This window comes from Microbacterium saperdae, assembly GCF_006716345.1.
Lineage (GTDB): Bacteria > Actinomycetota > Actinomycetes > Actinomycetales > Microbacteriaceae > Microbacterium > Microbacterium saperdae.
Map to the genome: position 1 here is coordinate 2,952,151 of NZ_VFOX01000001.1, position 26,992 is coordinate 2,979,142.

A 26,992-nucleotide genomic window follows, 5' to 3' on the forward strand; every position below is an offset into this window, starting at 1 on the left:
TCAAGCCCTGAGGAGACCCACCAGGGCAGCTACGACGGCAGAGGCATGCTTCTCGGCGGTGTAGCGGTCATTGACGACAGCCTTCCCTGCCGCAGAGTAAGAGGCAAAGTCGTCGTCTGAGAGCGATACCAGCGCCACGATAGTGTCGACAAGCCCCGCCGTGCCCTCTGCGGCGGGGTAGAGCAAGCCCGTCTCTCCGTCTCTGACGGCTTCGATCTCTGGTCCGCTCTGCAGATCCCCCTGCGCGGCGATCACCGGCACGCCGAATCCGAGCGCCTGAATCACGTTGAGACCGGTCGCGCCCGGCGAAACGGCGAAGTCCGCGCTCCGGTAGAGCTCACGGAGCCGATCGAGGTCGTACACGGCCCCGAGAAGATCAATCCGGTCGGACTCGTGAGCCAGGGCATCCGCGCGCGGCCGCTCCGGCCCGTCGCCGACGATCGTCAACCGCACGTCGTGTCCATGCGCGTTCACTGCCAAGACAGCGGCGATCGCCTGATCGACCTTATGGCGAGCGGTCAACCGACCGGAGTAGATCAGAGACAGCGCGCCCTCGCGCGATGCGCGACGTTCACGGGGTGCCTCCGACATGAGCTCCCGGCTTGGATAGATGCTGTTGAAGACCGGTACGAATGTGCCCGCATCCAACCCGACAGATCCGGCGAATGCCGGCGCCCATTCCCCATAAGTCAGATGCCCGTCTGCAAGCTTGTAGAAGGCCTTTCTCAGCCGCAGCTTGCCGCCCGTTTCAGGGCGCTTCCACGCATGCCCCCAGAACACGACCTTCCGCCGACGCATCCGTGCGACCGCGATCGCGATCCAGTTCGAGAGACCATAGACGTTACCTTCCAGGACGATCGCCGTGGCGCGGGTCCGAAGAACCCTCGACACCAATCCGCGATCCCAGTACAGGGCCCGAAACACTCCGACGCGCCGCAGCTCGCCGACACGGGCGAGGACGTCATCCGCCGCCGCAACCGGGTCCCCGTTCGTCCCCATGGTGCGATTCACGCGACCGACCAGCTCGAAGTCGATATCATCCTGCGACACCAAGGCCTGCACGAAGGGTGCTCGATAGTGACTCACCGACGGCTGGACGGCGAGGAGTACTCGAAGCGGACCTGTCATCGTCATCCCCCCGCCAGCGGCCGAAGAGCCACGTCGCGCGCCGGCACACCCACGACGGTCGTCCCCGCCTCGACGTCCTTCGTGACGCAGGCGGATGCTCCCACCGTGGCTCCCGCTCCCACGGCGAGTCCCTGCAGCACCACCGAACCGGCGCCGAGAAGGACACCGGACCGGACGTCGACGTTGCCCGACACGATCGCTCCGGGATTCACCGACACGAAGTCCGACAGCACCGCATCGTGCCCGATCACACTCGCGGGGTTCAGATGCACGTGATCTCCCAGCGTGACGTTCGTGGAGACCTGCACACCGCTGGTGATGACGACACCGTCGCCGATGCGCGACTGAGAACCGATAACGGCCGAGGGGTGGATCACGGTCGCAGCACGCAGGCCGGCATCCGAGAATCGCGCGGCGACGCGTCGACGAACGGCAGGAGCACCGACCGCGACGATGTAGCGCTCATCTCCCGTCGCTCCGGGCAGCCATTCCGCCTCCGTGCCGAGGTACGGGATCCCCCGCTTCGTCAACTGATCGAGATCAGCATCACGGGGAGCGGCATCGAGTACGCCGAGGACCTGGATCGACGCGCCGGCGGCGATCAGCGCCTCGATGACGTCGAGCGTCTCACGGCCGAATCCCCCGGCGCCGACGACGACGACGCGCTCAGTCATCGCTCTCCCCGAACTTCCTCATCGTGGCATGCCCTTCCGCGCTGATCCCCTCACGCACGACGACGGAGCGGACCGTGCCGATCAGGATGCGTGCGTCGAGGGCGAGACTGCGGGAATCGACGTATCGCACGTCGAGCGCGAAGCGTTGCTCCCAGTCCACCGTATTACGGCCGTTGACCTGCGCAAGACCAGTGATCCCGGGGCGCACCTCGTGCCGACGCGCCTGCTCAGGCGAGTAGCGAGGCAGGTACTCGACGAGGAGAGGCCGTGGACCGACGACGCTCATGTCACCTCGGAGCACGTTCCACAACGACGGCAGTTCGTCGAGGCTCGTGGAGCGGAGCACACGCCCGAATCGCGTCAGACGCTGCTCGTCGCTGATCCACCCGCGCGCCGCGTCGACGTTGCGCATCGATCGGAACTTGTACAACCGGAAGACGCGGCCGTTCCGGCCCGGGCGCGGTTGACTGAAGAGCACCGGGCTTCCCAGATTCACGCGCACCGCGATCGCCGTGACCAGGATGACGGGGCTGAGCACGACGAGCCCGACGGCGGCCGTCACGATGTCGAGGGCGCGCTTGAGGGCGTCGTACGGCCGGGGCATGCGCTGAGACACCTCAGCGTCCATCGAGGAAGGCGACGATCGCGGAACGAACCCGCTCCCGCTGATCGGCGCTGAGCGCCGAGCCGCTGGGCAGGGTCAGGCCGCGTTCGAACAGCGACTCGGAGACGCCGTTGATGACCCCTCGGCTCCCGGAGAAGACCGGCTGCAGGTGCATGGGCTTCCACAGCGGACGGCTCTCGATGTCGTCCTGCGCGAGTGCCGCGGCGAGTTCCTGCGGGTGCCATCCGGTGACTGACGAGTCGACCAGGATGGAGGTGAGCCAGACGTTGTCGTCGTGATCGCCGGTCGCACCGAAGACCTCGACCCCGGAGACCGGGGCGAACAGCTCCTTGTAGATCTCCCGCACCTCGCGACGCCGCGCGATCATGCTGTCGAGACGCGTCAGCTGGGCCCTGCCGAGCGCCGCCAGCAGGTTGCTCATCCGGTAGTTGTAGCCGATGTCGGTGTGCTCGTAGTGCACGACCGGCTGCCGCGCCTGGGTGGCGAGGTAGCGCACGTGCTGCGCGATCTCCGGCTCGTCGGTGAGCAGCATCCCGCCGCCGGACGTGGTCATGATCTTGTTGCCGTTGAAGGACACGATGGAGGCACGACCGAAGCTGCCGGCGGCGCGGCCGCGGTGGCTGGCTCCCAGCGATTCGGCGGCGTCCGCGAGGACCGGAACGTCGTACTCGGCGGCAGCGTTGAGGATCGCGGTGTAGTCGACGGTCTTGCCGAGCAGGTCGACGGGGACGATCGCCGCCACTGTTTCCCCTGCGGCGTGAAGAGTCCGAAGTGCCTCGCGGAGCAGCGCCGGATCCATGTTCCCCGTCACCGGGTCCGCGTCGATGAAATACGGCTCCGCGCCGGTGTAGACGATCGCGTTCGTGGTCGCAGCGAACGTCATGGTCGAGGTGAGCACGATGTCGCCGGGCTGGATCCCCAGCGTGAGCAGCCCCAGGTGCAGGGCCGCGGTGCCCGAGCTGAGCGCCACCGCGTGCGCGACGCCGATGCGGTCGGCGAGATCGCGCTCGAAGCCGTCGACGTCCGGTCCCAGGGGAGCGATCCACCCGGACCGCATCGCAGCGACGACCGCGTCCTCCTCGAGCTGCCCGACATCGGGCGAGGACATGTAGATGCGTTCGGTCACTTCAGGTTCTCCGGGAGGTCGAGACTGATCGGCTCGATGATGGCGGTGTCGTTGTTGCGCGGAACGGACAGCATCCGCGCCTCCCACCCTGCCTTGTCGAGACGTTCGGGCGAGATCGAGTCGGCGCGGGTGTGCGAGACCTTCGGATGGAACGGGCGCTCGAGGTTCTCCTGCGAGCCCACCAGAACCTCGTGGAGCTTCTCTCCGTGTCGGAGGCCGGTGAACACGATCTCGATCTTCTTGCCCGACATGGCGATCATGCGCTTGGCGACTTCGAGGATCGACACGGGCTCGCCCATGTCGAGGATCAGGACCTCGCCTGCTCGTCCGATTCCGCCGGCCTGGATGACGAGCTGGCACGCCTCCGGGATCGTCATGAAGTACCGGGTCACGTCGGGGTGCGTGACCGTGATCGGCCCGCCCGCTTCGATCAGCGTCTGGAACGTCGGGAGCATCGACCCGCGGCTGCCGATCACGTTGCCGAAGCGCACGGACAGGTAGCGCATGCCTGTCTCCTCACCGGCCCAGGCGGTCAGCTTCTCCGCCACGCGCTTGGAGTGACCGAGCACACTCGTGGGGTTCGCCGCCTTGTCGGTCGAGATGTTGACGAAGGTGTCGACGCCAACCTCACGGGCGGCATTGAGCACGTTCAACGTGCCGAGGACGTTGGTCTTCCAGGCCTCGTCCGGGTACTGCTCCAGCATCGGCAGGTGCTTGAGCGCTGCCGCGTGGAACACGACCTCCGGGCGCCGTTCGGAGAAGATGTCGCGCAGGGTGTCGTTCTCCCGGATGTCGGCGAGCACGACGTCCTTCGAGTCGAGCAGACCGTGCCCGGAGGTGCCGAGCTGCGCCATCTGCAGACCGGTCTCGTCGCGGTCGAGCATGATGAGCTCGCTGGGCCCGTACTTGGCGAGCTGCCGGCAGAGCTCGGATCCGATCGAGCCTCCCGCCCCGGTGACGAGCACGCGGCGTCCCGTGACGTAACCGGCGATGAGTTCGACGTTCGTGTCGACCGGGTGCCGGCCGATGAGGTCTTCGATGCTGATGTCGCGAAGGTCGGTCGGTGCCTGCTCCCCCGACATCATGTTCGTCAGCGTCGGGGTGATCGTGACACGGAGGCCTGCCTTGTCGGCGTCGTCGGAGAGACGGCGCAGCACGGAACTCTCCGCGCCTCCGATCGCGATCACCAGAGTCGTGGCACCGGTGTCGCGCGCCGCGGCGACGATCTCGGTCGTGCGACCGATCACAGGGACTCCGCGCAGACGGAGATTCCGCTTCGCCGGGTCGTCATCGAGGATGCCGACAGCGCGCAACGGCGACGCCGGATCGGTCATCATCGTTCGCACCAGAGTGTCAGCCACGTATCCCGCACCGACGATGAGCGCCGGCTCCGCCTCAGTGCCCGGCTTCCGACGACGCTCAAGGATCAGGCGCGCGCTGTACCTCACACCGAACATCAAGAGCAGAACGAATGGGAAAGCCAGCAGAACAGTGCCGCGAGGCAGCCCGATCACCGGACCGAGAACCATGACGATCGCGGAGAGCACGGCCGCCTGGACGATGACGACCAGGCCGAGCGCTCGCACCTCGTCGAACGATCCGTAGGTGAAGCGTCCTCGGTAAAGAGCGAGGTAGTAGCCCACGACGATCTGGCTCAGCGCAGCGACGAGAGCGAGCACGACCATCGATATCCAGCCGCGCAGCGTGGGCTCGAATTCGAAACGCAGGACCACCGCGATCACGATGCCCACGATCCACGCGGCGCTGTCGACGAACGCCGCAGCGAGCCGCCGCCGCTTCTGCTCTACAGACACAGCCTCTTGCAATTCAGAACCCAATGGCACTGCTTTCCCCCCACGCGCGTCAACGCGTCGATCCTCTCCCGCTGGTCTGGGGCCTGGCGAGAGGGCATTTCGTACTTGGTGACCGATGTATCGGTTCCATCGTGACACATCCGAGGCGACGGTCGACCCCGCGGGGTAAGGATTCCCCTACCTAGGGGTCGGTTTGATTGAACAACGGATCAATTCACGACAGAAATCGAAACAAAACGCGCCATCCGGCGCGACGATCAGCCGACGGGATCGGTCGGTTCCGGATCGGTCGGCTCCGGATCAGTCGGACCGGGATCGGTCGGGCCGGGGTTCCCGGTCCCGGGGTTTCCGGTCCCCGGGTTGCCCGTGCCCGGGTTCGTCGGCGTGGTCGGGTCCGTCGGGGTGGGCGACTCGGTCTGGGTACCGGGGTTCCACGTCCCGTTCTGAGACGACTCCTCCTCGAGCTCGACGGCGATACGCAGCTGATCCGCGCGCAACGCACGCACACTGTCGACATACGCGCGCAACGCCGCGGCGCCTTCCTGCGTGGTGAGATCGGCCGCCGTGGCGCGAGCGCTCGCCGCCTGCACGGCATCGCGCAGCGCCTGCTCCGGGTCCGGCGACGCGTCGAGCTCCGCCTGCAGTCCGCTCCCGAGCGCCACCGCGAAGGTGTCGAGCGCGGCCGTGAACTCGTCGTCGGCGCGCTCGACAGCGGTGCGCACATCGCGCAGCTCCACCGTCGCCGCGTCGACGAGGACGGAGCGCTCCTGCACCTCGTCGAGCGCAGTCGCCACACTCGCGAGCGAATCCTCGTCGGTCTTCGTGGGCTTCCAGGCGGGCAGGGCTTCCGGCAGCACTGCGGCATCGAGCGCCGCCTGATAGGTCACGGCAGCGGCGTTCACCGCGGCGAGGGCCTCCGCGCCCACGAAGCGCATCTCCTCGGAAGCGGGGGTCAACGCAGCCAGGTTCGTCCACAGAGCCGCCGCACGTGCCTGCCCGGTCTCCTGCTGCTGCTCGATGCGGTCCCGCGAGAACGAGAGCGACTGCTCGGCCGAGGCCAGCGCCTCCTCGTCGGACTCGAGAAGTACAAGGGCATCGCCGACCGGGCTCGCCGTCGCGATCTGCACCGCGGTGAGCGTCGAGGCGACGGCGACCGCGACCACCGCCAGCCCTCCGGCGATGACCGTCATCCAATCGATATGGCGAGGCGCACGCCGCGTCGCTCCGGGCTCCGGCGAGACGGTCGCCGGTACCCGGTCGGCCGCTGCAGCCTCGACCATCGCGACCAGCCGGGGCACATCCTGCCCTGCTCCCGCGCTGACCCGCGCTCGCCGTCGGCGTCCGACCACGGCGTCGAGCTCCCCGGCCAGCATCGTCGCGTCCGGATCACGCAGCAGAGAGCGGTCGCGCGTCTTGTCGAGGTCGAAGATCTCGTCGAATGCCATACCTGAACCCCCATCCCCGCCGCAACAAGAGACGTTTCGCGACAGGACGCCGGACACGCGACAGGTATTGTCTAAAGAGGATACGGCGATCGCCGGAGTATCTGAACTCGTGGGGGGCCATGAACATCCAGTCGTCGTTGCGCGCGCTGCGGACGTACGCCGTGCTCTTGGTGTCCCTCACCCTCATCGGCCTGTCGGCGGGCGTGCTGTATGCACTCACCGCTCCGGTGCGCTATTCGACGACCGCCGAGCTGCTCGTGATCGGTCAGGCCCAGAGCGTCGACGGGGCCGCCACGACTGCCGAACTGAACCTCGCACGCAGCTACGCGATCCAGGCCGTCGGCAGTTATGTCGCGATCATCCCCAGCTCGCTCGTCCTGCAGCCCGTGATCGACGAGCTCGGCCTGCCCGAGACGACCGCCGAGCTGGCCGGGCTCGTGTCCGTCTCGGCTGCTCCCGCATCGACCACGATCTCCATCAGCGTCTCCGACGGCAAGCCGGGGCGCGCCGCCCGCATCGCCAACGCCGTCGCGGAGAGCTTCGCCACGGTCGTCGCCGAACAGCTCGAGCGTCCGTCCGACACCCGTAGGAGCATCGTGCGGATCGACGTGATCCAGCCGGCCGGCGTGCCCACGGCTCCTTCCGCCCCGAACCGCACTGTCGCCCTGCTCGGCGGCGGCCTGCTGGGCCTCGCGGCGGGAATCGTCATCGTCGTGCTCCGCACCGTCCTGGATGCACGTGTCCGCACGATCGAGGACGCGACCGAGGCGACCGGTGCCCCGGTGCTCGGCACGACCGCGTTCGACCCGTCCACGGGCACGCAGCCGCTGGTCGTGACCGGAGGCATGACGGGAGCCCGTCCCGAGTCGTACCGCTCGCTGCGCACGAGCGTGCAGTTCCTCTCACCCGCGGGCGAGACGCCGTCGTATGTGGTCACGAGCGCGGGTCCCGGCGAGGGCAAGTCGACCACCATCGCGAACCTCGCCCTGGCGTTCGCCGAGACGGGCGCCAAGGTCGCCCTCATCGATGCCGATCTGCGCCTGCCGCGCATCGCGGACTACTTCGGCATCGAGGGCGGCGTCGGCCTCACCGAGGTGCTGGCTGGTCGTCTCTCCGTCGCCGACGCGCTGCAACGGTGGGGCCGCGGCACGCTCTTCGTGCTTCCCTCCGGAACCGTGCCGCCGAACCCGGCAGAGCTCCTCGGCTCGTCGGAGATGGCCCGGCTCCTCGCCGATCTGCGCGAGGCCTTCGACATCATCCTCATCGACGCCCCGCCCGTCGTGCTCGTGACGGACGCCGCGGTCATCGCCCGGCGCACGTCCGGTGCGATCCTCGTGACGGCCGCAGGCAAGTCCGTGATCCCGCGGGTCAGAGACGCCGTGACGAACATCGAGAACGTCGGCGCCAAGGTCCTGGGGACCGTCGTGACCATGATGCCCACCCGCGGACCCGACAGAACGCTCGTCGGCGCCTACGGATACGGCGACGGCGCCCGCTGACCCGCGGCACCACCCGCCGCCCCGAACACCTGTCGACCATCGCCACGAGCGAGACGAAGAACCGAAGGAAAGACCACGTGGAACTCCGCGACTACATCCGCATCCTGCAGAAGAACTGGATCGCGATCCTCGTCCTGCTCCTGGTCGGCCTCGCCGGCGGTGGCGCGTACGCCTACCTGCAGGCGCCGAAGTACGTCACGTCCACCCAGCTCTACGTCTCGGTGCGCACGGAAGGCGCCGCGACCGGAGACCTCGTGCAGGGAACGACGTTCGCGCGTCAGATGGTCACCAGCTACGTCGACACGATCGGTACCGCTCTGGTGCTCGACCCGGTGATCGAGGAGCTCGGACTCGACATCACCGCGCGTCAGCTCGCGGGACAGATCTCGGCGAGCACACCGCTGAACACCGTCATGATCAACATCTCCGTGACCGACACGGACCCCAAGCGGGCTGCAGCCATCGCTGACCAGACGGCGATCAGCTTCACCGACGCGGTGCAGAACACTCTCGAGCGTCCGGCGGTGGAAGGCGGCGTGAGCCCCGTCCACGTGACGGTGACCAACCCGGCCGCGGTACCCAGCGCCCCCTCCAGCCCGAACATCCCGTTGCTCATCATCATCGGAGGGCTCCTCGGACTCGCCGCCGGTGTCGGCTTCGCCGTTCTGCGCACCGTGCTCGACACCCGGATCCACACTCTCCACGACCTCGAGACGTTGACCGACCGGCCGCTCCTCGGCGGGATCGCCTTCGACCCCGACGCGCCCAAGCGTCCACTGATCGTGCACGCCGACCCGCGGAGCCCTCGTGCCGAGTCCTTCCGCACGCTCCGCACCAACCTGCAGTTCCTCGACGTCGACGCGGACTCGCGCACCTTCGTCGTCTCGAGCTCAGGCCCCGGAGAAGGCAAGTCGACGACCACGGCGAACCTCGCCATCGCCCTCGCGGAGACCGGCGCGCGCGTCGCCCTGCTCGACGGCGACCTGCGCCTTCCCCGCATCGCCGACTACATGGCGATGGAGGGCGGCGTCGGCCTCACCAACGTGCTGATCGGTCAGGTGCCGCTGTCGGACGCACTGCGCAAGTGGGGGACGCATGAGCTCTACGTCCTCCCCAGCGGACCGGTCCCGCCGAACCCGAGCGAGCTGCTGGGCTCCGCCGCGATGGACACGGTGCTCTCGACGCTCGACGAGTACTTCGACTACATCCTGATCGACGCACCCCCGCTGCTCCTCGTGACCGATGCCGCGGTGATCGGCAAGAAGACCCGCGGCATCATCCTCGCGGCCGCGTCGGGAAAGACCCGCAAGCCCGAGCTGCAGGGAGCCATCCGCACGCTGGAGACCGCAGGAGTCGACCTGCTCGGCGTCGTGATCACGATGCTGCCGACCAAGGGTCCCGACAGCTACGGCTACGGCGCGTACACGTACGGATCGACCCACGAGCTCGGCGGTGCCGCGGGTACCAGGGCCGCTCGCAAGGCGGCGAAACGCGCCGGCTCGGAGGCCTGATGCCGGCGGGGGCTCAGCGCGGTGCCGGCGAGCGGAAGACGATCGAGTGGTAGAGCACGAATCGCAGCGCCACCACGATTACGATGCTCACGAGGTTGACCGCGTTGACGGCGATCGCTCCGGGGGTTCGGCCGAGGATTCCGGCCGCCATCTCGACGCCGAGCCACACGAGCCCCGCCCCGATCGCGGTGCACACCGCGTTGGTCAGGACGAACAGCACGAGTTCGGTCACCCGTCCTCGCCGGTCTCGATGCCGGAACGTCCACTCCCGGTTGCCGAAGTACGCGTTGACGAGCGCGACCAGCGAGGCGACGATCTTCGCGGAGACGACGTCCCACCCCCACACGTAGACGAGCAGGTTGAAGACACCGATCTCGATCAGCGTGCTCAGTCCCCCGACGACGAGGAAGCGACTGCCCAGGCTGGCGAGACGCCGCAATCGGGAGGTTGGTTTCATGACTCGACTAGGCTACTTGCTGCGCGCGCCCTCGCCGAACGCGGCAGTTCGGAGGACCCCGTGACCATCTCTCATCTCGCCATCGTGATGCCCGCCTACAACGAGGCCGAAGGCATCGGCGGTTTCATCGACGAGATCAGATCTGCTGTCGCGCCGCTGGCCGATCGCGTCAGCTTCCACATCGCCGACGACCGTTCGACGGATGCCACCGCGAGCGTGTTCGACGACGTCGATGACGTCCTCGTCGAGGTCCAGGCGACGAACCGGGGCCACGGCCCCACCGCACTCGCCGCGTACCGCGCCGGCCTGGCTGCGGAGCCGGATGTGCTGGTGCACGTCGACGGCGACGGCCAGTTCTACGGCGCCGACTTCCCTCGGCTCATCTCGGCGCTGCTCCGTGAGAGTGCCGATGTCGTGCACGGCGTGCGCGACGGGCGCACCGACCCCTGGTACCGCAAGGTGCTCACGGCGGCCGTCGGAGTGCTGGTGGCCGGTGCAGCCGGACGCCGAGTCCCGGACGTCAACACCCCGCTGCGCGCCTACCGCCCCGAGGCGCTGCAGGTGCTCATCGACGCGATCCCCGCCGACGCCTCGGTACCCCACGTGCACTTCTCCCTCGCAGAAGCCCGCGGCGGATTCGTCGTGCGCTACCTCCGCGTCGCCAGCATCCCGCGACGTGGCTCCTCGACGACCGGAACGATGTGGGGCCGCGGCGCCGGCGTCGCGCTGCCGCCCAAACGACTCCGGCAGTTCGTCCGCGCCGCGCTGCGCGAAGCCTGGACGCTCTCGCTGCGTCCTGACGCTCCGCTGCGTGAGATCCGCCGACCGGAGGCCGTGGTCCGATGACCAGGGCGCGCACCGTACTCTTCTGGGTGCTGGCTGCCGCACTCGTGATCGGGCATGTCATCGTGGCCTGGCACAGTCTCGTCGTCTGGCGGTTCTGGGAAGACGAGGCGTTCAACCTCACTGTTCCGCGGAATCTGCTCGCGGGACTCGGATACTCCAGCGACGGCGCCCTCTCCGGCTCGACGATCACCCCGTTCGACCCGCGCATCTCCACCGGGCCGGTGGTACTGCTCCCCGTCGCCGCGGTGCTCGCCACCGGCGCGGATGCGGTGATCGGGGCCCGGCTTGTTCCGCTCGCCTACTGGGTGCTGCTCCTCGCGGGACTCGCTCTGCTCGGCAGGCGGATCGGCGGGCGGTGGGCCGCTCTGCTCGCGGTCGCCGTCCCCCTCGCCTTCGCCACGTCCGCCGGTGTCTCCCCCATCCAGGGCCCCGCCGATCTGCTCGGAGAGATCCCTGCGGCCGCGCTCATCGTCTGGGCTCTCCTGACGCTGCCCCGACGGGCCTGGCTCGCCGGGCTCCTTCTCGGTCTCGCGATCCAGGCGAAGCTCATCGCCCTGCTCGCCCTCCCCGCCTTCGCGATCGCCCTGTGGGTTCTCGCCGACGGCAGAGGCTGGGCGCGAGTGCGCGAGACGCTCCGACGCTCCTGGCTGCCGCTCGTGTTCGTCGCCCTCCCGACTCTGCTCGTCGAGCTGACGGCGTTGCTCTCGCTCGGGTTCACCGGTTATGTGGCGCATCTGCGTGCACTCGTCGGATTCGTCCGCAGCGGCGGACAGGGCGCCTCGACGACCGTGCTCCAGAAGCTGCAGACACTCGCCGATTCCTGGTCGGTGCCGGCCGTGGTGGCGGTGGCGGCATTCCTGCTCCTGGCCGCCGTCATCGTCACCGGGGTGGTGTTCGCGCGACGCGAGCCCGCTTCCGGCGACCGGCTGGTGCTCGCCTACGCCTCCGCCGCGACCCTGGGCATGGTCGCGTTCATCGGATGGTGGGCGACGGCCTCCCAGCTCCCCCTCTGGGTCCGGCATCCGGCCGTCGGCATCTTCGCGTTCCTTCCCGTCCTCGCCGCCGTCGCCGTCTGGTCGGCTCGGCGGGTTCCTCGCGGAGCGGTCGCGAACATCACGATCGCGGCGACCGCGATCTTCGCGCTCATCGTCGGGATCGCGGCAGCGATGCAGGTCTCCTCGAGCTCTGTGTCGCGCGGGCAGACGCTCGAGCGGCAACGCGAGGCCGTCGCGCCGCTCGCGGAATGGGTCGCCGAGACCGGGACCGACTGGCTGGCCGCGCAGCCCTGGGGCGCTGCGGTGCCCGCCATCGTCCTCACCGGCGCGCACGTCGGCCTCTCGGACGCCCCCGCCATGACGGACACGCCTCGCCTCACAGGTCAGGAGTGCACGACCGAGACGTTGGCCGAGGGCGGCTATCGGATCTGCGCTCCCTGACGCTGCCTCGGACGAAGAAGACCGGCCTGCCACTGATCAGTGGCAGGCCGGTCCTCTCGACTCGAAAGACGTGTCAGAGCGCGAGACGCTCGCGGACGACGTCGGCGAGGCGCTCGGCGTAGGTCTGCACCGATTCGGCATCCGCCGCCTCGACCATGACCCGCACGAGCGGCTCGGTGCCGGACTTGCGCAGCAGCACGCGTCCGCTGTCGCCGAGTTCGGTCTCGACGGCGCGCACGGCGTGCTGCACGCCCTCATCGTCGACGACGCGATCCTTGTCGACATCGCGGACGTTGATCAGAACCTGCGGGTAGACGTTCATGACGGCTGCGAGTTCCGCGATCGACTTCTTCTGGCGAGCCATCTCCGCGACCAGGTGCAGGCCGGTGAGAAGACCGTCGCCGGTCGTCGCGAACTCGCTCATGATGACGTGCCCGGACTGTTCGCCGCCGAGAGCGTAGCCGCCGCGGTTCATGTCCTCGAGCACGTAGCGATCGCCGACCGCGGTCTGGCGGACGGTGATGCCGTTCTCGCGCATCGCCACGTGCAGGCCGAGGTTGCTCATCACGGTCGCCACGAGCGTGTCATCCGTGAGGTGCCCGCGCTGCTTCATCGCGACCGCGAGGATCGCCATGATCTGGTCGCCATCGATGTGAGCGCCCTGCGCGTCGACGGCGAGGCAGCGATCCGCATCACCGTCGTGGGCGATGCCGATGTCGGCGCCCAGGCGCACGACGGCCTCTGCGAGGTTGTCGAGGTGGGTCGAGCCCACACCGTCGTTGATGTTGAGACCGTCGGGATCGGCACCGATCACCGTGACCTCGGCACCGGCGTCGCGGAACGTCTCGGGAGAGACTCCGGAGGCCGCGCCGTGCGCGCAGTCCAGCACGACGTGGATGCCGTCCAGGCGGTTCGGGAGCGAGCCGAGCAGATGCACGACGTAGCGGTCCTCTGCGTCGGCGAAGCGGTCGATCCGTCCGACGCCGGCGCCGGTGGGGCGCAGCATCTCTCCGGACATCGCCTCTTCGATGCGCTGTTCGACCTCGTCCGGGAGCTTCACGCCGCCGCGGGCGAAGATCTTGATGCCGTTGTCGGGCGCGGCGTTGTGCGACGCCGAGATCATGACACCGAAGTCGGCGTCGCGATCAGCGACGAGGAACGCGAGTGCGGGCGTGGGGATGACCCCGGCCTCGAGCACATCGACGCCCGATGAGGCGAGCCCCGCGGAGACGGCGGCTGTCAGGAAGTGTCCGGAGACCCGAGGGTCCCGGGCGACCACTGCGGTGAGTCGCTTGCCTTCGGCCTTGCGAGCCTCCGCAGTACGGCCCTGGCCCAGGACGACAGCAGTCGCCTGGGCCAGGGTGAGCGCCAGGTCGGCGGTGAGGATGCCGTTGGCAAGTCCTCGCACGCCGTCCGTGCCAAAGATCGGCATCGGAGCAGTGGACCTTAACGCTTCGAGTACTGAGGCGCCTTGCGGGCCTTCTTGAGTCCAGCCTTCTTGCGCTCCTTGACGCGAGCGTCGCGCGAGAGGAAGCCGGCCTTCTTCAGGGTCGGACGGTTGTTCTCCTCGTCGATGCCGTTCAGCGAACGGGCGATGCCGAGGCGGAGCGCACCGGCCTGGCCCGAGGGGCCACCACCGGAGATGCGAGCGATGACGTCGTATGCACCGGCGAGGTTCAGCACGGTGAACGGGTCGTTGATCAGCTGCTGGTGCAGCTTGTTCGGGAAGTAGTCCTCGATCGTACGGCCGTTGACCGTGATCGTGCCGGAGCCGGGGACGATGCGCACGCGGGCGATGGCCTGCTTGCGACGGCCGACAGCGGCACCCGGGACGCTGAGCACGGGGCGGGGAGCCGCCTCGACTGCTTCGGTCTCGGGAGTCGACGTCGAGTAGTTCTGAGCTTCGGTGGTGTCCTGGATGTCAGCCACGAGTATGTCCTTAAGTCTTTACGGCGCTTACTGGGCGACCTGGTCGAGGGTGTACGGCGTCGGCTGCTGCGCGGCGTGCGGGTGCTCGGCACCGACGTACACCTTGAGCTTCGACAGCTGCTGGCGGCCGATGCTGTTCTTGGGGAGCATGCCACGGATGGCCTTCTCCACAGCGCGGACCGGGTTCTTCTCGAGGAGCTCGGCGTAGGTGACCGACTTCAGGCCGCCCGGGTAACCGGAGTGGCGGTAGGCCAGCTTCTTCTGGAGCTTCTGACCGGTGAGCGCCACCTTCTCGGCGTTCACGATGATGACGAAGTCACCCGAGTCGATGTGGTTGGCGAAGGTGGGCTTGTGCTTGCCACGCAGGAGCGTAGCGGCGTGCGAAGCCAGACGGCCGAGAACGACGTCGGTGGCGTCGATGACGACCCAGTCACGCTGGACCTCGCCGGCCTTCGGGGTGTAAGTGCGCGTCACGATAGTGCTGCTTTCTTGTGTCGAACGGAGAAGTTCGTGAATCCCACTCCGGGGTGGTTCTTCCTCGCGATCTCATCGAGAGGGGAACACGCCAGTGGAGGGCTCACGTTCGGATGGTCGCCGTTCTCCGAGCACGGGGAACGGCACCAAAGAGACAGCATACGCCACCCGGGCGTGTTACCTCAAACCGGGCGCTGCGACTAGTCCTGGTGCGTTCACTCCGAGCGGAGGTCGCTATGTGTCGCTACGGGGCAGCGGATGCGACCAGAGGCGCCCACTCCCGCCGAACGGAGGTCGCGAAGTGTCGCGACGGGGCAGTCGTTGCGACCAGAGGCGCCCACAGCATCCGTGGTGAGTCGTCGGCGACCTCTCCTCCACCGCTGTGACCGTGGAGGAAGTGTCCCCGAGCCGCGTGCTCGTGCGGCACCCGACGGATCTCGGTGGCCGGCGTGCGGGATGGTGGTCGGATGCCGCTGACACCCCACCCTCTCCCCTCCGGACTCGGCACGCAGTTCTCCGTCGCGCACGCCCGTGCAGCAGGGGTGTCGCCGCGACGGCTGAGGGCGAAAGATCTGGAGTCGCCGTTTCGGGGAGCCCGACGAACGATCACAGCCGCTGCGCCCTCGGAGGAGGAGGACGCCACGCCTTTCGCCCGAGATCGCAGAGTCCGGGCCGCCGTGCAGGACTCCGCACATCTCTATTCGACGGTCATGCCTCCCGGCACCTTCTTCTGCGGGCGCACGGCCGCGGTGCTCCTCGGGGCGCCGATCGAACACGGCCACCGGCTGGAGGTCGCGGTGTGCTCCCCCCACCGCGCACCACGTGCGCAGGGCATCCAGGGACGCACCATCGCCCCGCATCTCGTCGAGGTGCAGGTTCGAGGCGGGCTGCGCATCAGCTCGCCGGCCACGACCTGGGCGATGCTGGGCCGCGACCTGAACGAGCGGCAGCTGATCGTCCTCGGCGATGCTCTCGTCAGGGTGCCGAGAGACGAACGGGGCGACCTCCACCCCGAGCTGTCGCTGGCATCTCTGGAGCACCTCCGGTCGGCGATGGACCTGGGCCCGCGACCACAGGCAACCGCCCGCCTCGTGGCCGTTCTCGAGCGGATCCGCGTGGGGAGCGCATCGCCGTTGGAGACGGAGTACCGGTTGGATGCCGAGAACGCGGGCCTTCCCGAGCCGGTGCTCGACCTGCCGATCCATGATGCTCGCGGCCGGCGCCTCGGCATCTCAGAGGTCGTCTACCCGAAGTTCCGGACGGTCGCCGAGATCGAGGGCGATCACCATCGTGTCTCGCAACGGCAATGGGACCGCGACCTGGAGAAGTACCGCGCCTACGCCGAGGCCGGGTGGCTTGTCGTTCGACTGACGTCGAGGAACATCCGTGGGAATCGACCGGACGCCGTCGCGATCGTGCGGCGAGCGCTCCTCGCGCGCGGCTGGGACGGCGCACCCCCGCTGCGCTCCCGCCGCCGGGAACTCTGACCACGCGCCCTCACCCCGTTCTCGGTCTCCTCGACGCGCCGTCCTGCGTCCAGGTGCCACACTGGTTCGGGCGCCTGGATGCGTCGCGAATCGTCGCTTCCCGGCCGTCCATCCGACCCCTCGCGCCCACCCCGCCGAGGGAAAGGTCGCATCGTGTCACCTCCAGGCCGCCCATCCGACCCCTTGCGCCCACCCCGCCGAGGGAAGGTCGCATCCTGTCGCTTCGCCGAGCTTCGGGCGACAGGAAGCGCCCACGGAAAGAAGACGAGCACGAGCCCAGGCGCGCGTCGAGACCGAGCGTTCAGTCCGGATGCACCGTCACCAGGATCGGCCGATGATCGCTCGATCCCTGCGGAAGCGTGGTGATCGCATCGACCTCGAATCCGACCGATGTCGCGAAGTCGTAGTGGCCGCGGAACACGCGGTAGCGCGTGTAGGTGTGGTCGTCGCTGAGCGTCAGGGCGTAACCGTGGTTGCGCACCGCCTGGCCGAGATTCTCCTTGAAGACCGGGTAGTTGTAGTCCCCCACCATCAACTGCGGGAGTCCCTCGCCGAGCTCGGCGAGTGCGGACAGGGCGGCGCGGATCTGATGACGCCGCAGCGAGTTGAGCGCGGTGAGCGGGGCGGCATGGAACGAGGCGACGATCAGCTCGCGGCCGTTGTCGATGTCGAGCAGCCGGGCGCCGAGGACGCGCTCATGGGCGGGCTTGAGCATGCGGTCGTGCAACGACTTCTTCAGCTCGATCGCGCGGATCTTCTGCAGATGGAAGCTGTTCGTGCGGTAGTACAGCGCGAGGCCGAGGCGATTGCCCTGGGTCGCGTCCGCCAGCACCAGGTCGCCGATCCGCTCCGGCAGCCCCTGCACATCGCATTCCTGCAGACAGAGGATGTCGGGGTCGTGCTGGCCGACCAGCGCCACCAGCTCGGTGGCAGCACGGTGCTTTCGCAGGTTGTAGGAGATGACCTTCATCGCTTCTCACGCTAGCCCGTCCGGCTTGGAGTCGGGTGGCAAACACGTATCCGGTCGATGAATGAGTCCTCCACTCCGCCGCTATCGCCGCAGGACCCGCTGCGCGAGCCAGTTCCCGAAGATCTGGCCGACCTGCACGATCACGATGATGATGGCCACGGTGACCCAGGTGGCCTCCTGGTTGAACTGCTGGTAGCCGTAGATGATCGCGAAGTTGCCGAGGCCGCCGCCGCCGATGTACCCCGCCATCGCCGACATGTCGACGACCGCGATGAACATGAACGTGTAGCCGAGGATCAGCGGAGCGAGGGCTTCGGGGATGACCAGCCCGAACAGGATCGCGAATCGCTTCGCGCCGATCGCCAGCGCGGCCTCGACGATGCCCGGATCGACGGCGACGAGGTTCTGCTCGACGACGCGTCCGATGACGACCGCCGCCATGATCGTCATCGGCACGATCGCCGCCTGCGTGCCCAGCGTCGTCCCGGCGACGGCTTTCGTGACCGGACCCACCGCGGTGAGGAAGATGATGAACGGGATGGGCCTGATCACGTTGATCGCCAGGTTCATGACGTTGAACACGATGCGGTTCGCGAACAGGTTCCCTGGACGCGTGGCGTAGAGGACGGCGCCGATGAGCAGCCCGACGACCCCGCCGATCAGCAGTGTCACGACCACCATGTAGATGGTCTCCTGGATCGACTGCAGGAGCACGGGGGTCAGGCTTCCCCAGTCGGTCGCGGTGTGGATGATGTTCATGACGCCACCTCCGATCGCTGGTCGGATGCGGCCGGTCCCGGTTGCAGGATCTGCGCCCTGGTGTGCTCCTGGAGCTCGGCGACGACAGACGCGAGCACCGCCGCCTCAGCGTGCACCCGGTAGGTGAGTGTGCCCAGCTGGCGCCCGCGGATGTCCGTCACGCCCCCGAAGACCACCGTGTGCCGCACGCCGTGGCGGTCGAAGACCTGGGCGATGTGCTCGCTCGTGAACTCGTTGACGTCGGCGCTGATGAGATCGCCGCCCGCGACGAGGAGTGCGTCCAGGGTGTCCCCTGCCGGGATGCCCTGAGTCACCGCGGCGACGAAGCGCTCGGTGAGCGCCGCACGCGGATGCGCGAACACGCGGTATGTGTCGCCGCTGTCGACCACCTTTCCACCGTCCATCACGATCACCTGATCGCACAGCTCGTGCACGACGGAGATCTGGTGCGTGATCACGACGATCGTGATGCCCAGCGTGCGGTTGATCTCCTTGAGGAGCGCGAGCACCTCGCCCGTGGTCTGCGGATCGAGCGCGCTCGTGGCCTCATCCGCGAGCAGCAACTCGGGGTTCGCCGCGATCGCCCTGGCGATGCCGACGCGTTGCTTCTGTCCTCCGGAGAGTGCCCGCGGATAGCTGTGCGCCTTGTCGCCGATGCCGACGAAGTCGAGCAGCTCGGCGACCCGGGGGCCGATGTCCTGCTTCTTCCATCCGGCGACCTTCAGCGGATACGCGACGTTCCCGCGCACGGTGCGTGAGTTGAAGAGGTTGAACTGCTGGAAGATCATCCCGATCCGCCCGCGCAGCCCGCGGAGGTCGTTCGCGGAGGCCTTCCCCACGTCGACACCGAGCACTTCGACGGTGCCGGCGGTCGGCTTCTCCAGCCCGTTGACCAACCGGACCAGAGTGGACTTGCCCGCCCCCGAGTAGCCGATCACTCCGACGATGGAGCCGCGCTCCACCTGCAGATCGACCTCCTCGAGGGCGGAGACGGCGGACCCCCGCCGGGTGGGGGGAAACCCTTTGGAAACCCGGTTGAACGTGATGATCGTCATAGGTCCGCCGCCGTGCGAGGTCACTGCGTCGCGCGCAGCTGCTCTTCGAGATCCGCCAGCTCGGCCTGCAGGTCCTCCGCGGACCAGTCACCCTTGAACTGCAGGTTGCCCTGGTTGAGCTCGGTGACCGAGGCTTCCACCTCGGGGCTGTGGTAAGCCTCGAGCAGCTTCGCCCAGCGGGGGTCATCCTTCTGGTCCTCGCGCACGACGAACGCGTTGATGTACGGAGCGAGCTCCGGGTCGTCCAGGTCTTCCTTGAAGATGATCAGGTCGTCGCCGAGGCCGCCCTTCTGCGCCTGCGTGTTGTTGACGATCGCGGCCTGTGCGCTGCCGTCCTTGAGCGCGGTGACGGTCTGGTTGGCGTCGACAGGAAGCACCTCGACCTTGCTCGACACGATGTCCTCCGGAGTCGAGAGGCTGTTGCCACCGTCCTTGAGCTCCACGAGTCCTGCGCGCTGCAGGTTGAGCAGGGCGCGAGCGAGGTTGGTCGGGTTGTTCGGAACCGCGACGGTCGCGCCCTCCGGAAGGTCTTCGACTGCGGAGTACTTCTCCGAGTAGATGGCGAGAGGGTACACCGCGGTGGCGCCGACCGGCACCAGGGTTCCCCCGTTGTTGACGTTGAACTGCGAGAGGAAGATCAGGTGCTGGAACAGGTTCACGTCGAGTTCGCCGTCCTGCACACCCTGGTTCAGCTGCACACCGTCGCTGATGGTGCGCACCTCGAGCTCGATGCCCTCTTCGGCCAGCTTGTCCTTGAGGATCGTCCAGTGCTCCTCGGTGCCGTCATCCGCACCGAGCACGATCTTGCTGCTCTCGGTGGCGCCGCCGTCACTTCCGGAGGCGGAGTCATCACCACCCGAGCACGCCGCCATCGACAGGGTCAGCGCGCCCGCTGCCAGCAGGCCGATCACGGACAGGATCTTCTTCTTCACACGGGAATCAGTCACAACACGAGAGTGAAGCACGGCTGCGGGCGGGCGTCCGGCCCAGCGGTAACCCCGCGTAATGAGGTCATGCTGCGTAACGCGAAAGCCCGATCGCGACCGCCATTCACTACGGTGGCGGGGTGACGCGAAGCCTGTTGGAGCATGAGTCCGTCGAGTTCGTCCGCGACCTCATCCGCATCGACAGCGTCAACACCGGCGACCCCGACACGATCGGCGACGGGGAGACCCGCGCGGCCCGACTCGTGCAGGCGCGGCTCGAGGAGGTCGGGATCGAGACGACCTTCGTCGAGCCGATCCCCGGTCGTGGCAGCGTGGTGGCACGCATCGCCGGAAGCGATCCGGATGCCGGAGCGCTCCTGGTGCACGCGCATCTCGACGTGGTCCCGGTCGTTGCTGAGGACTGGACGCATCCGCCCTTCGGCGCTGACATCGTCGATGGCCTGCTGTACGGCAGAGGCGCGGTCGACATGAAGGACTTCGCCGGCGTCATCCTCGCCGTGGCCAGGGAGTTCGCGCGCTCGGGCATCCGTCCGCGGCGGGATCTGATCTTCGCGTTCCTGGCCGACGAAGAGGCCGGAGGACGCTGGGGTGCGTCGTGGATCGTCGACAACCGTCCGGATCTGCTCGCCGGCGCGACAGAGGCGATCAGCGAGGTCGGCGGCTTCTCGGTTCCCCTCGTCGAAGGACGGCGGGCCTATCTGCTCGCGACGGCGGAGAAGGGTGTCGGCGGCGTCGTGGTGACGGCGCGCGGGGAAGCCGGGCATGCGTCTCGCCCCCGGCCCGACGATCCCGTGACGCGCCTGGCGTCGGCCGTCGCTCGGATCGGGGAGCACCGCTTCCCCGTGGTGCACACGCCCGCACTCGATCGCTTCCTCCGGGTGTTCGGCCAGGAGCGCGGCGTGGAGTTCACGGATGAGGGGCTCGATGCGCAACTCGACGATCTCGGTTTCGTGGGGCGCGTGATCTCGGCGTCTGCTCGTCAGACGGCCGCGCCCACCGTGCTCCGCGCAGGAGACAAGAGCAACATCATCCCGGCGAGCGCGCAGGCCACGGTCGACCTGCGCGCCCTCCCCGACCGCGAAGTCGAGCTGCGGGACGAGATCACCCGACTCGCGGGCGACGCGGTCGATCTGCACTGGCAGGAGTCGCTGTCGCCGATCGCGGCACCGATCGATTCCCCGTTCGTCACGGCGATCGGCGACGCCATCCGCGCCGAGGACCCGGACGGCGTCGTGGTGCCGTACCTGCTCCCCGCATCGACGGACAACAAGCACTTCGCGCGGCTGGGAGTGCTCGGCTACGGCTTCGTCCCGCTGCGCGTGCCGGATGACTTCGACGTCTACGGACAGTTCCACTCCGCCGACGAGTGCGTGCCGGTGGAGAGCCTGTACTTCAGCGCCCGCGCGACGGCGCGCATCCTGCGCTCCGCTTAGTCGCTCGTGCTGTCGCGGCGAGCGCGCGTCTGCTCGGCACGCGCTGCGAGCAGGTCGTCGGCCGGGTAGCCGACCTCCATCAGGGTGAGGCCGCGCGCGGCCAGCACCTTGAACTCGCTCGTCCGCGTCACCGCGTCGCGGAGCACGACGAGGTCGGCGACATCGAGGCGCCCCTCCCCCACGGCCACGCATCCGCCGACGAGCGCGCGCACCATGCTGTGGCAGAAGGCGTCGGCTTTCACCTCGGCGATCAGCACGCCATCGGCGTCGCGGACCCAGCGGTAGTCGAGCAGCGTGCGGATCGTCGTCGCCTCGTCGCGCGGTTTGCAGTACGACGCGAAGTCGTGGAGTCCGATGAGGCTCTGCGCCGCAGCGTCCATCGCCTGCTCGTCCAGGCGTCCGCGCACGGCAGTGGTGTCGTGACGGCGCAGCGGATCGAACCCGGCGACCTGGTCGGCCAGACGATACCGGTACCGGCGCCAGACGGCGGAGAAGCGGGCATCGAACCCCTCCGGGGCCTGTGCGGACCGCGTCACCGTGACATCCGAGTACGCGCCGAGCACCCCGCGCATGCGTCCGGCGATGGACCCCGCAGGATCCTGCGGGGCACGTCCCTGGCGGGCCTCGATGCGGGCCCACTGCGTCTCCGTCAGGTCCACATGCGCGACCTGCCCCTGCGCGTGCACCCCGGCGTCCGTCCGTCCGGCCACGACGAACCGCACGTCGGATCCCACGATCCGGGCCAGCGCTGCCTCGAGGGTGCCCTGCACGGTGCGGAGCGTGGGCTGCCGGGCCCACCCGCGGAAGTGGGTGCCGTCGTAAGCGATGTCGAGCCGGATGCGCACGAAGCAAGCTTAGGTCGACGGCACCCCGATCAGATTCCGCCGTCGATCGAGCGGATGAAGTCGCCCGGTTCGTCGGGCACCATGACCTCGGTGTCGCGGTTGAGGCTCTCGCCGCGGAAGAATCGCTTGGACCGCGGGAAGGCGTACCAGGCGAACATCAGCACCAGGCCGAACGCGAGCGACCCGATGCCGATCACGAACGTGCCGCCGATGCCGAACAGCACGGTGTAGCCGTAGTCGACGTCCCACATGTCGATCGCGGACTGCACGAATGCCGCCGTCAGCATGAGCCCGCCCAGCAGCGGGAACAGCCCCTTGAAGAAGAACTCGCGCGGCGAGCGGAACACGTCGGCACGGAAGTACCAGACGCACGCGAAGCCGGTGATGGCGTAGTAGAAGGCGATCGCCAGACCCAGCGACAGGATCGAGTCCTGCAGGATGTTGTCACTGATCAGCGTCATGCCGACGTAGTACACCGAGGCGACGACGCCCATCACGATGGTCGAGAACGACGGCGTCTTGTACGTCGGGTGCACGTCCTTGAACTTCGCGGGGAGCGCGCGGTACACGCCCATCGCGAGCGTGCCGCGGGCAGTGGGCAGGATCGTCGTCTGCGTCGACGAGATCGCCGAGATGATCACCGCGACCACGAGAACCCACCCGAACGGTCCGAGCAGGCCGTCCTTGATCGCCAGGAAGAAGTCGTCGGCATTGGCCTCGTTCCCGAGGCCGGTACCGGTCTCGCCGAGACCCGCGTACATCATCGCCGCGATCGTGACCGTGACGTAGGTGAAGAGCAGGATGACGGTGGTCAGCAGCGCCGCACGGCCGGGGATGCGCTTCGGGTCCTTGGTCTCCTCGTTCAGCGCCAGGCAGGTGTCCCAGCCCCAGTAGATGAACAGAGCGAGCAGGATGGCCTCGGTGAATCCGGACCAGTCGGTGAAGGCGAACGGGTTCATCCACTCCCAGTCGAACGCGGTCGCGCCGGGAGCGGTGCCCGCGAAGAACTGCCACAGCGCGGTCACGACGAAGACCGCGAGGGCGAGGTACTGGATGCCGAGCAGGACGTTCTGGATGCGCTCGCCGATCTCCACACCGCGCCAGCTGACCCAGGTCATCGCGGCGATGAAGGCGACGGCGAGCACGACCACGCGCCAGTCGTTGTTCTCGAGGTCCTGGCCGATCAGCGACCAGAAGTAGACCGAGGCGATCTGCGCGAGGTTCGCGAGCACGACCATTCCGGCGACCGCGACGCCCCATCCCCCCATCCAGCCGACCCAGGGCCCGAAGGCCTTGGTCCCCCAGGTGAAAGTGGTGCCGCAGTCGGGCACGGCGTTGTTGAGCTCTCGGTAGGCGAAGGCGATGAGCAGCATCGGCACGAAGGCGATGACGAAGGCGATCGGCGCCTGGGCACCGACGGCGATGACCACGAACCCGAGCGAGGCGACCAGCGAGTACACGGGAGCGGTGGACGCGAGTCCGATGACAGTGGATCCCCAGAGCCCCAGTGTGCCGGTCGCCAGTCCTTTGCCTTCGGGTCGTTCCAAGCGGATTGGCGTTGTCGACATGGTGTGAACATAGGGCCGCGAGAGAGGCCCGGTCAAGGGGTCACGGCGTGCGGCGGAGCATCCCGTCGGCATTGTCGGCGACCCACTCCACGAGCGGGAGCATCCGCTCCATCAGATCCCGACCGAGCGGGGTGAGGCTGTACTCCACGTGCGGCGGCACCGTGGGGAACGATTCCCTGTGCACCAGGCCGTCATCGGTGAGTGTGCGCAGCGTGGACGCGAGCATCTTCTCGCTGATGCCGTCGACCTCGCGGCGGAGTTCCCCCCACCGGCGGGTGCCCTCCGAGAGCGAGGACAGCACGAGCACTCCCCACTTGCTCATGATGTGGTCGAGGATGACGCGCGTACCGCAGCCCTGCTCGAAGAGCATGGGTGCTGTTTCCTTTATCTGCGCAAAACTCACCGTCATGTAGGTACCTTACTTCAAAGTGGGTACCTCCAGATTGGAAGGTTTGCCGTCGCGCGCCGGTTGTCGGAGGTGTCACTTACGAAAGGACCCCCATGACCATCCTCGTCACCGGCGCGACCGGCAACCTCGGCCGCCTCATCATCGAAAGCCTCCTGGAGCGCGGCGCCTCACCGCAGTCGATCGTCGCCGGCGTGCGCGATGTCGCCAAGGCCGCCGACCTGAGCGCCCTCGGCGTGGCCGTCGCCGTCGTCGACTACGACCAGCCCGCCACCATCGCCACCGCTCTCGAGGGCGTGGATTCCGTCGTCCTCGTCTCGGGCTCCGAGGTCGGCCGCCGCGTGACCCAGCACCAGGCGGTCATCGATGCGGCGAAGGCCGCGGGCGTGACGAAGTTCGTCTACACCAGTGCCCCGAAGGCACCGACGAGCGACCTCGTTCTCGCACCCGAGCACAAGGCGACAGAGGAGCTCATCGCCGCTGCCGGCCTGCCCGCCGTGATCCTGCGCAACAACTGGTACACCGAGAACTACGCCGCCGACCTCGCACGCGCCGCCGAGACGGGCGTGCTCGCGGCAGGTGTCGGCGAAGGACGAGTCGCCTCGGCCAGCCGCAAGGACTTCGCGGAGGCCGTCGCGGTCGCGCTGCTCGAAGACGGCCACATCGGCCAGGCCTACGAGCTCGGCGGCGACATCGCCTGGAACTACGCCGACCTCGCCGCCGCCATCGCCGAGGTCACCGGCCGCCCGGTCGAGTACCGCGCGCTCACGGCCGCGGAGCAGTCGGCCGCGCTGGAGGCGGCGGGGCTCGACGCCGGAACGGTCGGCTTCGTCGTCGCGCTCGACGCCGGCATCCGCGATGGAGCGCTCGGCGACACCGACGGCACCCTCGCACGTCTGATCGGTCGCCCGACCACCCCGCTCGTGGATGGACTGCGCGCGATCGCCTGATTCTTCTGCGCTGTATGTCGAGAAGCGCCGCTCACGGAGGGGCGAGCGGCGCTTCTCCTACGACCGGGGCCGGTCGTAGCTCAGGAAGCCTCGCGCGAATGCACGTAGACGACCGTGAGTGTGATGGACGCGACGCGCTCACCGCGCTCCGCGAGCAGCGTCGCGATAGCGGCCCGGACCGCCGCGAGAGTCACCGGCGCGCTGACGGCGAAGTCCACTCCGACCGATGCCTCGACCCGAAGACCGTCCTCGGCCGCGACGACGCCCACGAGCGGTTCATCCTGACCCCGCACGCCGAGGGCGGCGGCGCCGGCCCCCACCAGATTCGAGATCAGAGATCCGGAGCGGTAGAGGTTGTCCACGCCCGGAGTAGCCCGTACCACCGCATCGATCGCGGCGGCCAGCTCCGTCTGCCCTGTCATCATCGGCTCCTCTCCGCCCAGGCCGACACGTCGTAGACGTCGCGGATCGTCACGTCGATCGCGACGATGTTGAGTTCGGTATGCGCGCGCAGACGCTGCTCGGCCTCTGCCCGCAGACGCTCGACGACACGAGGGATCGACTCGCCGAACCGTGCGCTGGCCTCGATGTCGATGCGGATCGGCGTCCCGGGCACCGTCACGTCGCCGTCCAATCGGCAGCGACCGACGAGAACACCGGGAACCGCGTTCTCGGCGGAGCGGATCAGTCCGCGCACGGCCCCCTCGGTGATCCCGAGGTCCACGGAGGGCTCGGACACTTCGAAGGGAATCCGGCGTCCTGCTCGCGCGTCCAATGCGATGCCGCTCAGGATGCGGTCGACCCAGCTCGCATCGACATCCGGCGATGCGGCCGCATCTGCGTCGATCAACTGTCCGCCGAGCCCCTGCAGTCGTTCGAGGGCGTCCAGTGCCAGCTGGCATCCGGGCGACCCGTCGATGGAGGGATCAGACGGCTGCCTGCCCGCATCGAGATAGTCGGAGAGCTCATCGAGCGTGTGGCCGTCGAGGTCGGTCGGCTCCAGGCCGAGCTGGTGCAGCTCGGGGATCTCGTGGTCGTCGGTCATCGCCACTCCTCCATCCGTACGATCATGTATTTCCTGGCGCGGGCCAGCAGACCGCGCGCCGTACTCGTGGAGATGCCGAGCTCATCGGAGATCTCGTCGTACGAGTACCCACCGATCTCGCGGAGCACCCAGCACTCGCGTTGCGCATCGGGGAGCTCACGGAGCGCTGCCCCGAGTGCCGCGACGCCTGCTCGAGCCTCTGCGACGCGAGGAGGCGACGCGTGCGATGGCGCCTCCTGGTCGATGTCGTCCACGTCGACGATGGGCCGCAGACTGCGGATGCGATCGACGGCCTTCCGGCTCACGATCCGCATCAGCCAGGTCTTGACCTTCGCCGGATCCTCGAGTTCGGAGAATCGCTGCCAGGCGGTCACGAATGCCTCCTGCACGATGTCGTCCACATCGGACGAGGCATTCAGCATCCGCTGCGTGTAGGCCCGCATCATCGGCGTGTACCGGCGGACGAGCACTGCGAAGGCCGCGACGTCGCCATCGATCGCGCGGCCGGCGACGATTCCGTCGTCCGCCGTCTCCATTGCGCTGTGAAAGCGTTCCCCAACCAT

The 26,992-nt window shown here is 68.2% G+C and carries 27 protein-coding genes; 7 read left to right on the top strand and 20 right to left on the bottom strand.

Annotation, left to right across the window (positions count from 1 at the left end):
* From FB560_RS13925 to FB560_RS13950, 6 genes are all read right to left on the bottom strand, one after another.
* Window positions 1-1,062: a glycosyltransferase family 4 protein gene (locus FB560_RS13925; protein ID WP_170198137.1), complete on the bottom strand. Its 1,062-nt coding sequence runs from the start codon at window positions 1,060-1,062 to the stop codon at window positions 1-3.
* 68 nt (window positions 1,063-1,130) lie between these two features.
* Window positions 1,131-1,802 carry a NeuD/PglB/VioB family sugar acetyltransferase gene (locus FB560_RS13930; protein ID WP_141872925.1) on the bottom strand — a complete coding sequence of 224 codons (672 nt, stop codon included), beginning with the start codon at window positions 1,800-1,802 and terminating at the stop codon, window positions 1,131-1,133.
* Window positions 1,795-2,430: a sugar transferase gene (locus FB560_RS13935; RefSeq protein ID WP_141872926.1), complete on the bottom strand. Its 636-nt coding sequence runs from the start codon at window positions 2,428-2,430 to the stop codon at window positions 1,795-1,797. The genes FB560_RS13930 and FB560_RS13935 overlap by 8 nt, the downstream gene beginning before the upstream one ends.
* Window positions 2,420-3,553, bottom strand: coding sequence for a DegT/DnrJ/EryC1/StrS family aminotransferase (locus tag FB560_RS13940; RefSeq protein WP_211349968.1), 1,134 nt, complete (start codon window positions 3,551-3,553; stop codon window positions 2,420-2,422). Before FB560_RS13940 ends, FB560_RS13935 begins: the two co-directional genes overlap by 11 nt.
* The gene (locus tag FB560_RS13945) at window positions 3,550-5,367 is read right to left on the bottom strand and encodes a nucleoside-diphosphate sugar epimerase/dehydratase (RefSeq protein ID WP_229673048.1); all 1,818 of its coding nucleotides are present in this window, start codon (window positions 5,365-5,367) and stop codon (window positions 3,550-3,552) included. The genes FB560_RS13940 and FB560_RS13945 overlap by 4 nt, the downstream gene beginning before the upstream one ends.
* A gap of 257 nt (window positions 5,368-5,624) precedes the next feature.
* Window positions 5,625-6,812 (bottom strand): hypothetical protein, encoded by a 1,188-nt coding sequence (locus FB560_RS13950; RefSeq protein ID WP_141872927.1) that lies wholly within the window; start codon window positions 6,810-6,812, stop codon window positions 5,625-5,627.
* A 119-nt stretch (window positions 6,813-6,931) separates the two neighbouring features.
* On the opposite strand from FB560_RS13950, the gene FB560_RS13955 reads away from it, so the two are divergent.
* Together FB560_RS13955 and FB560_RS13960 are read left to right on the top strand one after the other, a co-directional pair.
* Window positions 6,932-8,311 carry a polysaccharide biosynthesis tyrosine autokinase gene (locus FB560_RS13955; RefSeq protein WP_170198138.1) on the top strand — a complete coding sequence of 460 codons (1,380 nt, stop codon included), beginning with the start codon at window positions 6,932-6,934 and terminating at the stop codon, window positions 8,309-8,311.
* Between the two features lie 77 nt (window positions 8,312-8,388).
* Complete coding sequence (locus FB560_RS13960) at window positions 8,389-9,822, top strand: polysaccharide biosynthesis tyrosine autokinase (RefSeq protein WP_141872929.1); 1,434 nt, start codon at window positions 8,389-8,391, stop codon at window positions 9,820-9,822.
* Window positions 9,823-9,835: 13 nt separating this feature from the next.
* On the opposite strand, the gene FB560_RS13965 is transcribed toward FB560_RS13960, so the two are convergent.
* The gene (locus FB560_RS13965; RefSeq protein ID WP_141872930.1) at window positions 9,836-10,279 is read right to left on the bottom strand and encodes a GtrA family protein; all 444 of its coding nucleotides are present in this window, start codon (window positions 10,277-10,279) and stop codon (window positions 9,836-9,838) included.
* 60 nt (window positions 10,280-10,339) lie between these two features.
* On the opposite strand from FB560_RS13965, the gene FB560_RS13970 reads away from it, so the two are divergent.
* Window positions 10,340-11,125 carry a glycosyltransferase family 2 protein gene (locus tag FB560_RS13970; protein WP_141872931.1) on the top strand — a complete coding sequence of 262 codons (786 nt, stop codon included), beginning with the start codon at window positions 10,340-10,342 and terminating at the stop codon, window positions 11,123-11,125.
* Complete coding sequence (locus FB560_RS13975) at window positions 11,122-12,561, top strand: hypothetical protein (RefSeq protein ID WP_141872932.1); 1,440 nt, start codon at window positions 11,122-11,124, stop codon at window positions 12,559-12,561. The genes FB560_RS13970 and FB560_RS13975 overlap by 4 nt, the downstream gene beginning before the upstream one ends.
* Window positions 12,562-12,634: 73 nt before the next feature.
* Here FB560_RS13975 and glmM read toward each other — a convergent pair whose 3' ends face one another.
* The 3 genes from glmM to rplM are packed head-to-tail and all read right to left on the bottom strand — an operon-like array spanning window position 12,635 to window position 14,964.
* A complete protein-coding gene (gene glmM / locus FB560_RS13980; RefSeq protein ID WP_141872933.1) occupies window positions 12,635-13,993 on the bottom strand; it encodes a phosphoglucosamine mutase in 1,359 nt (452 codons plus the stop codon).
* Between the two features lie 14 nt (window positions 13,994-14,007).
* Entirely contained in the window at window positions 14,008-14,490 is a 483-nt protein-coding gene (gene rpsI, locus FB560_RS13985; protein WP_141872934.1) for a 30S ribosomal protein S9, read from the bottom strand.
* A gap of 27 nt (window positions 14,491-14,517) precedes the next feature.
* Window positions 14,518-14,964, bottom strand: coding sequence for a 50S ribosomal protein L13 (gene rplM, locus FB560_RS13990; RefSeq protein ID WP_047520838.1), 447 nt, complete (start codon window positions 14,962-14,964; stop codon window positions 14,518-14,520).
* A gap of 710 nt (window positions 14,965-15,674) precedes the next feature.
* Between rplM and FB560_RS13995 the strand changes: the two genes are divergently transcribed.
* On the top strand, window positions 15,675-16,451 hold the full coding sequence (locus FB560_RS13995) for a hypothetical protein (protein ID WP_141872935.1): 777 nt from the start codon (window positions 15,675-15,677) through the stop codon (window positions 16,449-16,451).
* A gap of 301 nt (window positions 16,452-16,752) precedes the next feature.
* On the opposite strand, the gene FB560_RS14000 is transcribed toward FB560_RS13995, so the two are convergent.
* The 4 genes from FB560_RS14000 to FB560_RS14015 all read right to left on the bottom strand — a co-directional run bounded on the left by FB560_RS14000 (window position 16,753) and on the right by FB560_RS14015 (window position 20,182).
* A complete protein-coding gene (locus FB560_RS14000; RefSeq protein WP_141872936.1) occupies window positions 16,753-17,421 on the bottom strand; it encodes an endonuclease/exonuclease/phosphatase family protein in 669 nt (222 codons plus the stop codon).
* 81 nt (window positions 17,422-17,502) lie between these two features.
* Window positions 17,503-18,180 (bottom strand): methionine ABC transporter permease, encoded by a 678-nt coding sequence (locus tag FB560_RS14005; protein WP_141872937.1) that lies wholly within the window; start codon window positions 18,178-18,180, stop codon window positions 17,503-17,505.
* Complete coding sequence (locus FB560_RS14010; RefSeq protein ID WP_141872938.1) at window positions 18,177-19,235, bottom strand: methionine ABC transporter ATP-binding protein; 1,059 nt, start codon at window positions 19,233-19,235, stop codon at window positions 18,177-18,179. The genes FB560_RS14005 and FB560_RS14010 overlap by 4 nt, the downstream gene beginning before the upstream one ends.
* Before the next feature lie 20 nt (window positions 19,236-19,255).
* On the bottom strand, window positions 19,256-20,182 hold the full coding sequence (locus tag FB560_RS14015) for a MetQ/NlpA family ABC transporter substrate-binding protein (protein ID WP_229673047.1): 927 nt from the start codon (window positions 20,180-20,182) through the stop codon (window positions 19,256-19,258).
* Between the two features lie 119 nt (window positions 20,183-20,301).
* On the opposite strand from FB560_RS14015, the gene FB560_RS14020 reads away from it, so the two are divergent.
* Complete coding sequence (locus FB560_RS14020; protein ID WP_141872939.1) at window positions 20,302-21,615, top strand: M20/M25/M40 family metallo-hydrolase; 1,314 nt, start codon at window positions 20,302-20,304, stop codon at window positions 21,613-21,615.
* Here FB560_RS14020 and truA read toward each other — a convergent pair.
* Genes truA through FB560_RS14035 form a run of 3 tightly spaced genes read right to left on the bottom strand, consistent with a single transcriptional unit; the run spans window position 21,612 to window position 24,437 of the window.
* On the bottom strand, window positions 21,612-22,460 hold the full coding sequence (gene truA, locus FB560_RS14025) for a tRNA pseudouridine(38-40) synthase TruA (RefSeq protein WP_141872940.1): 849 nt from the start codon (window positions 22,458-22,460) through the stop codon (window positions 21,612-21,614). The genes FB560_RS14020 and truA overlap by 4 nt on opposite strands.
* 29 nt (window positions 22,461-22,489) lie before the next feature.
* A complete protein-coding gene (locus tag FB560_RS14030; protein WP_141872941.1) occupies window positions 22,490-24,028 on the bottom strand; it encodes an APC family permease in 1,539 nt (512 codons plus the stop codon).
* A 40-nt stretch (window positions 24,029-24,068) separates the two neighbouring features.
* Window positions 24,069-24,437, bottom strand: a complete 369-nt coding sequence (locus FB560_RS14035; protein ID WP_141872942.1) for a winged helix-turn-helix transcriptional regulator — start codon at window positions 24,435-24,437, stop codon at window positions 24,069-24,071.
* 92 nt (window positions 24,438-24,529) lie between these two features.
* Between FB560_RS14035 and FB560_RS14040 the strand changes: the two genes are divergently transcribed.
* Window positions 24,530-25,384: an SDR family oxidoreductase gene (locus tag FB560_RS14040; RefSeq protein ID WP_141872943.1), complete on the top strand. Its 855-nt coding sequence runs from the start codon at window positions 24,530-24,532 to the stop codon at window positions 25,382-25,384.
* An 80-nt stretch (window positions 25,385-25,464) separates the two neighbouring features.
* Here the strand turns inward: FB560_RS14040 and FB560_RS14045 are convergent, their stop codons facing one another.
* From FB560_RS14045 to FB560_RS14055, 3 genes are read right to left on the bottom strand one after another with little or no spacing between them, the layout of a single operon-like run.
* The gene (locus tag FB560_RS14045; protein WP_229673046.1) at window positions 25,465-25,806 is read right to left on the bottom strand and encodes a hypothetical protein; all 342 of its coding nucleotides are present in this window, start codon (window positions 25,804-25,806) and stop codon (window positions 25,465-25,467) included.
* On the bottom strand, window positions 25,806-26,429 hold the full coding sequence (locus FB560_RS14050) for an Asp23/Gls24 family envelope stress response protein (RefSeq protein ID WP_141872945.1): 624 nt from the start codon (window positions 26,427-26,429) through the stop codon (window positions 25,806-25,808). The genes FB560_RS14045 and FB560_RS14050 overlap by 1 nt, the downstream gene beginning before the upstream one ends.
* Window positions 26,426-26,992 carry an RNA polymerase sigma factor gene (locus FB560_RS14055; protein ID WP_141872946.1) on the bottom strand — a complete coding sequence of 189 codons (567 nt, stop codon included), beginning with the start codon at window positions 26,990-26,992 and terminating at the stop codon, window positions 26,426-26,428. The genes FB560_RS14050 and FB560_RS14055 overlap by 4 nt, the downstream gene beginning before the upstream one ends.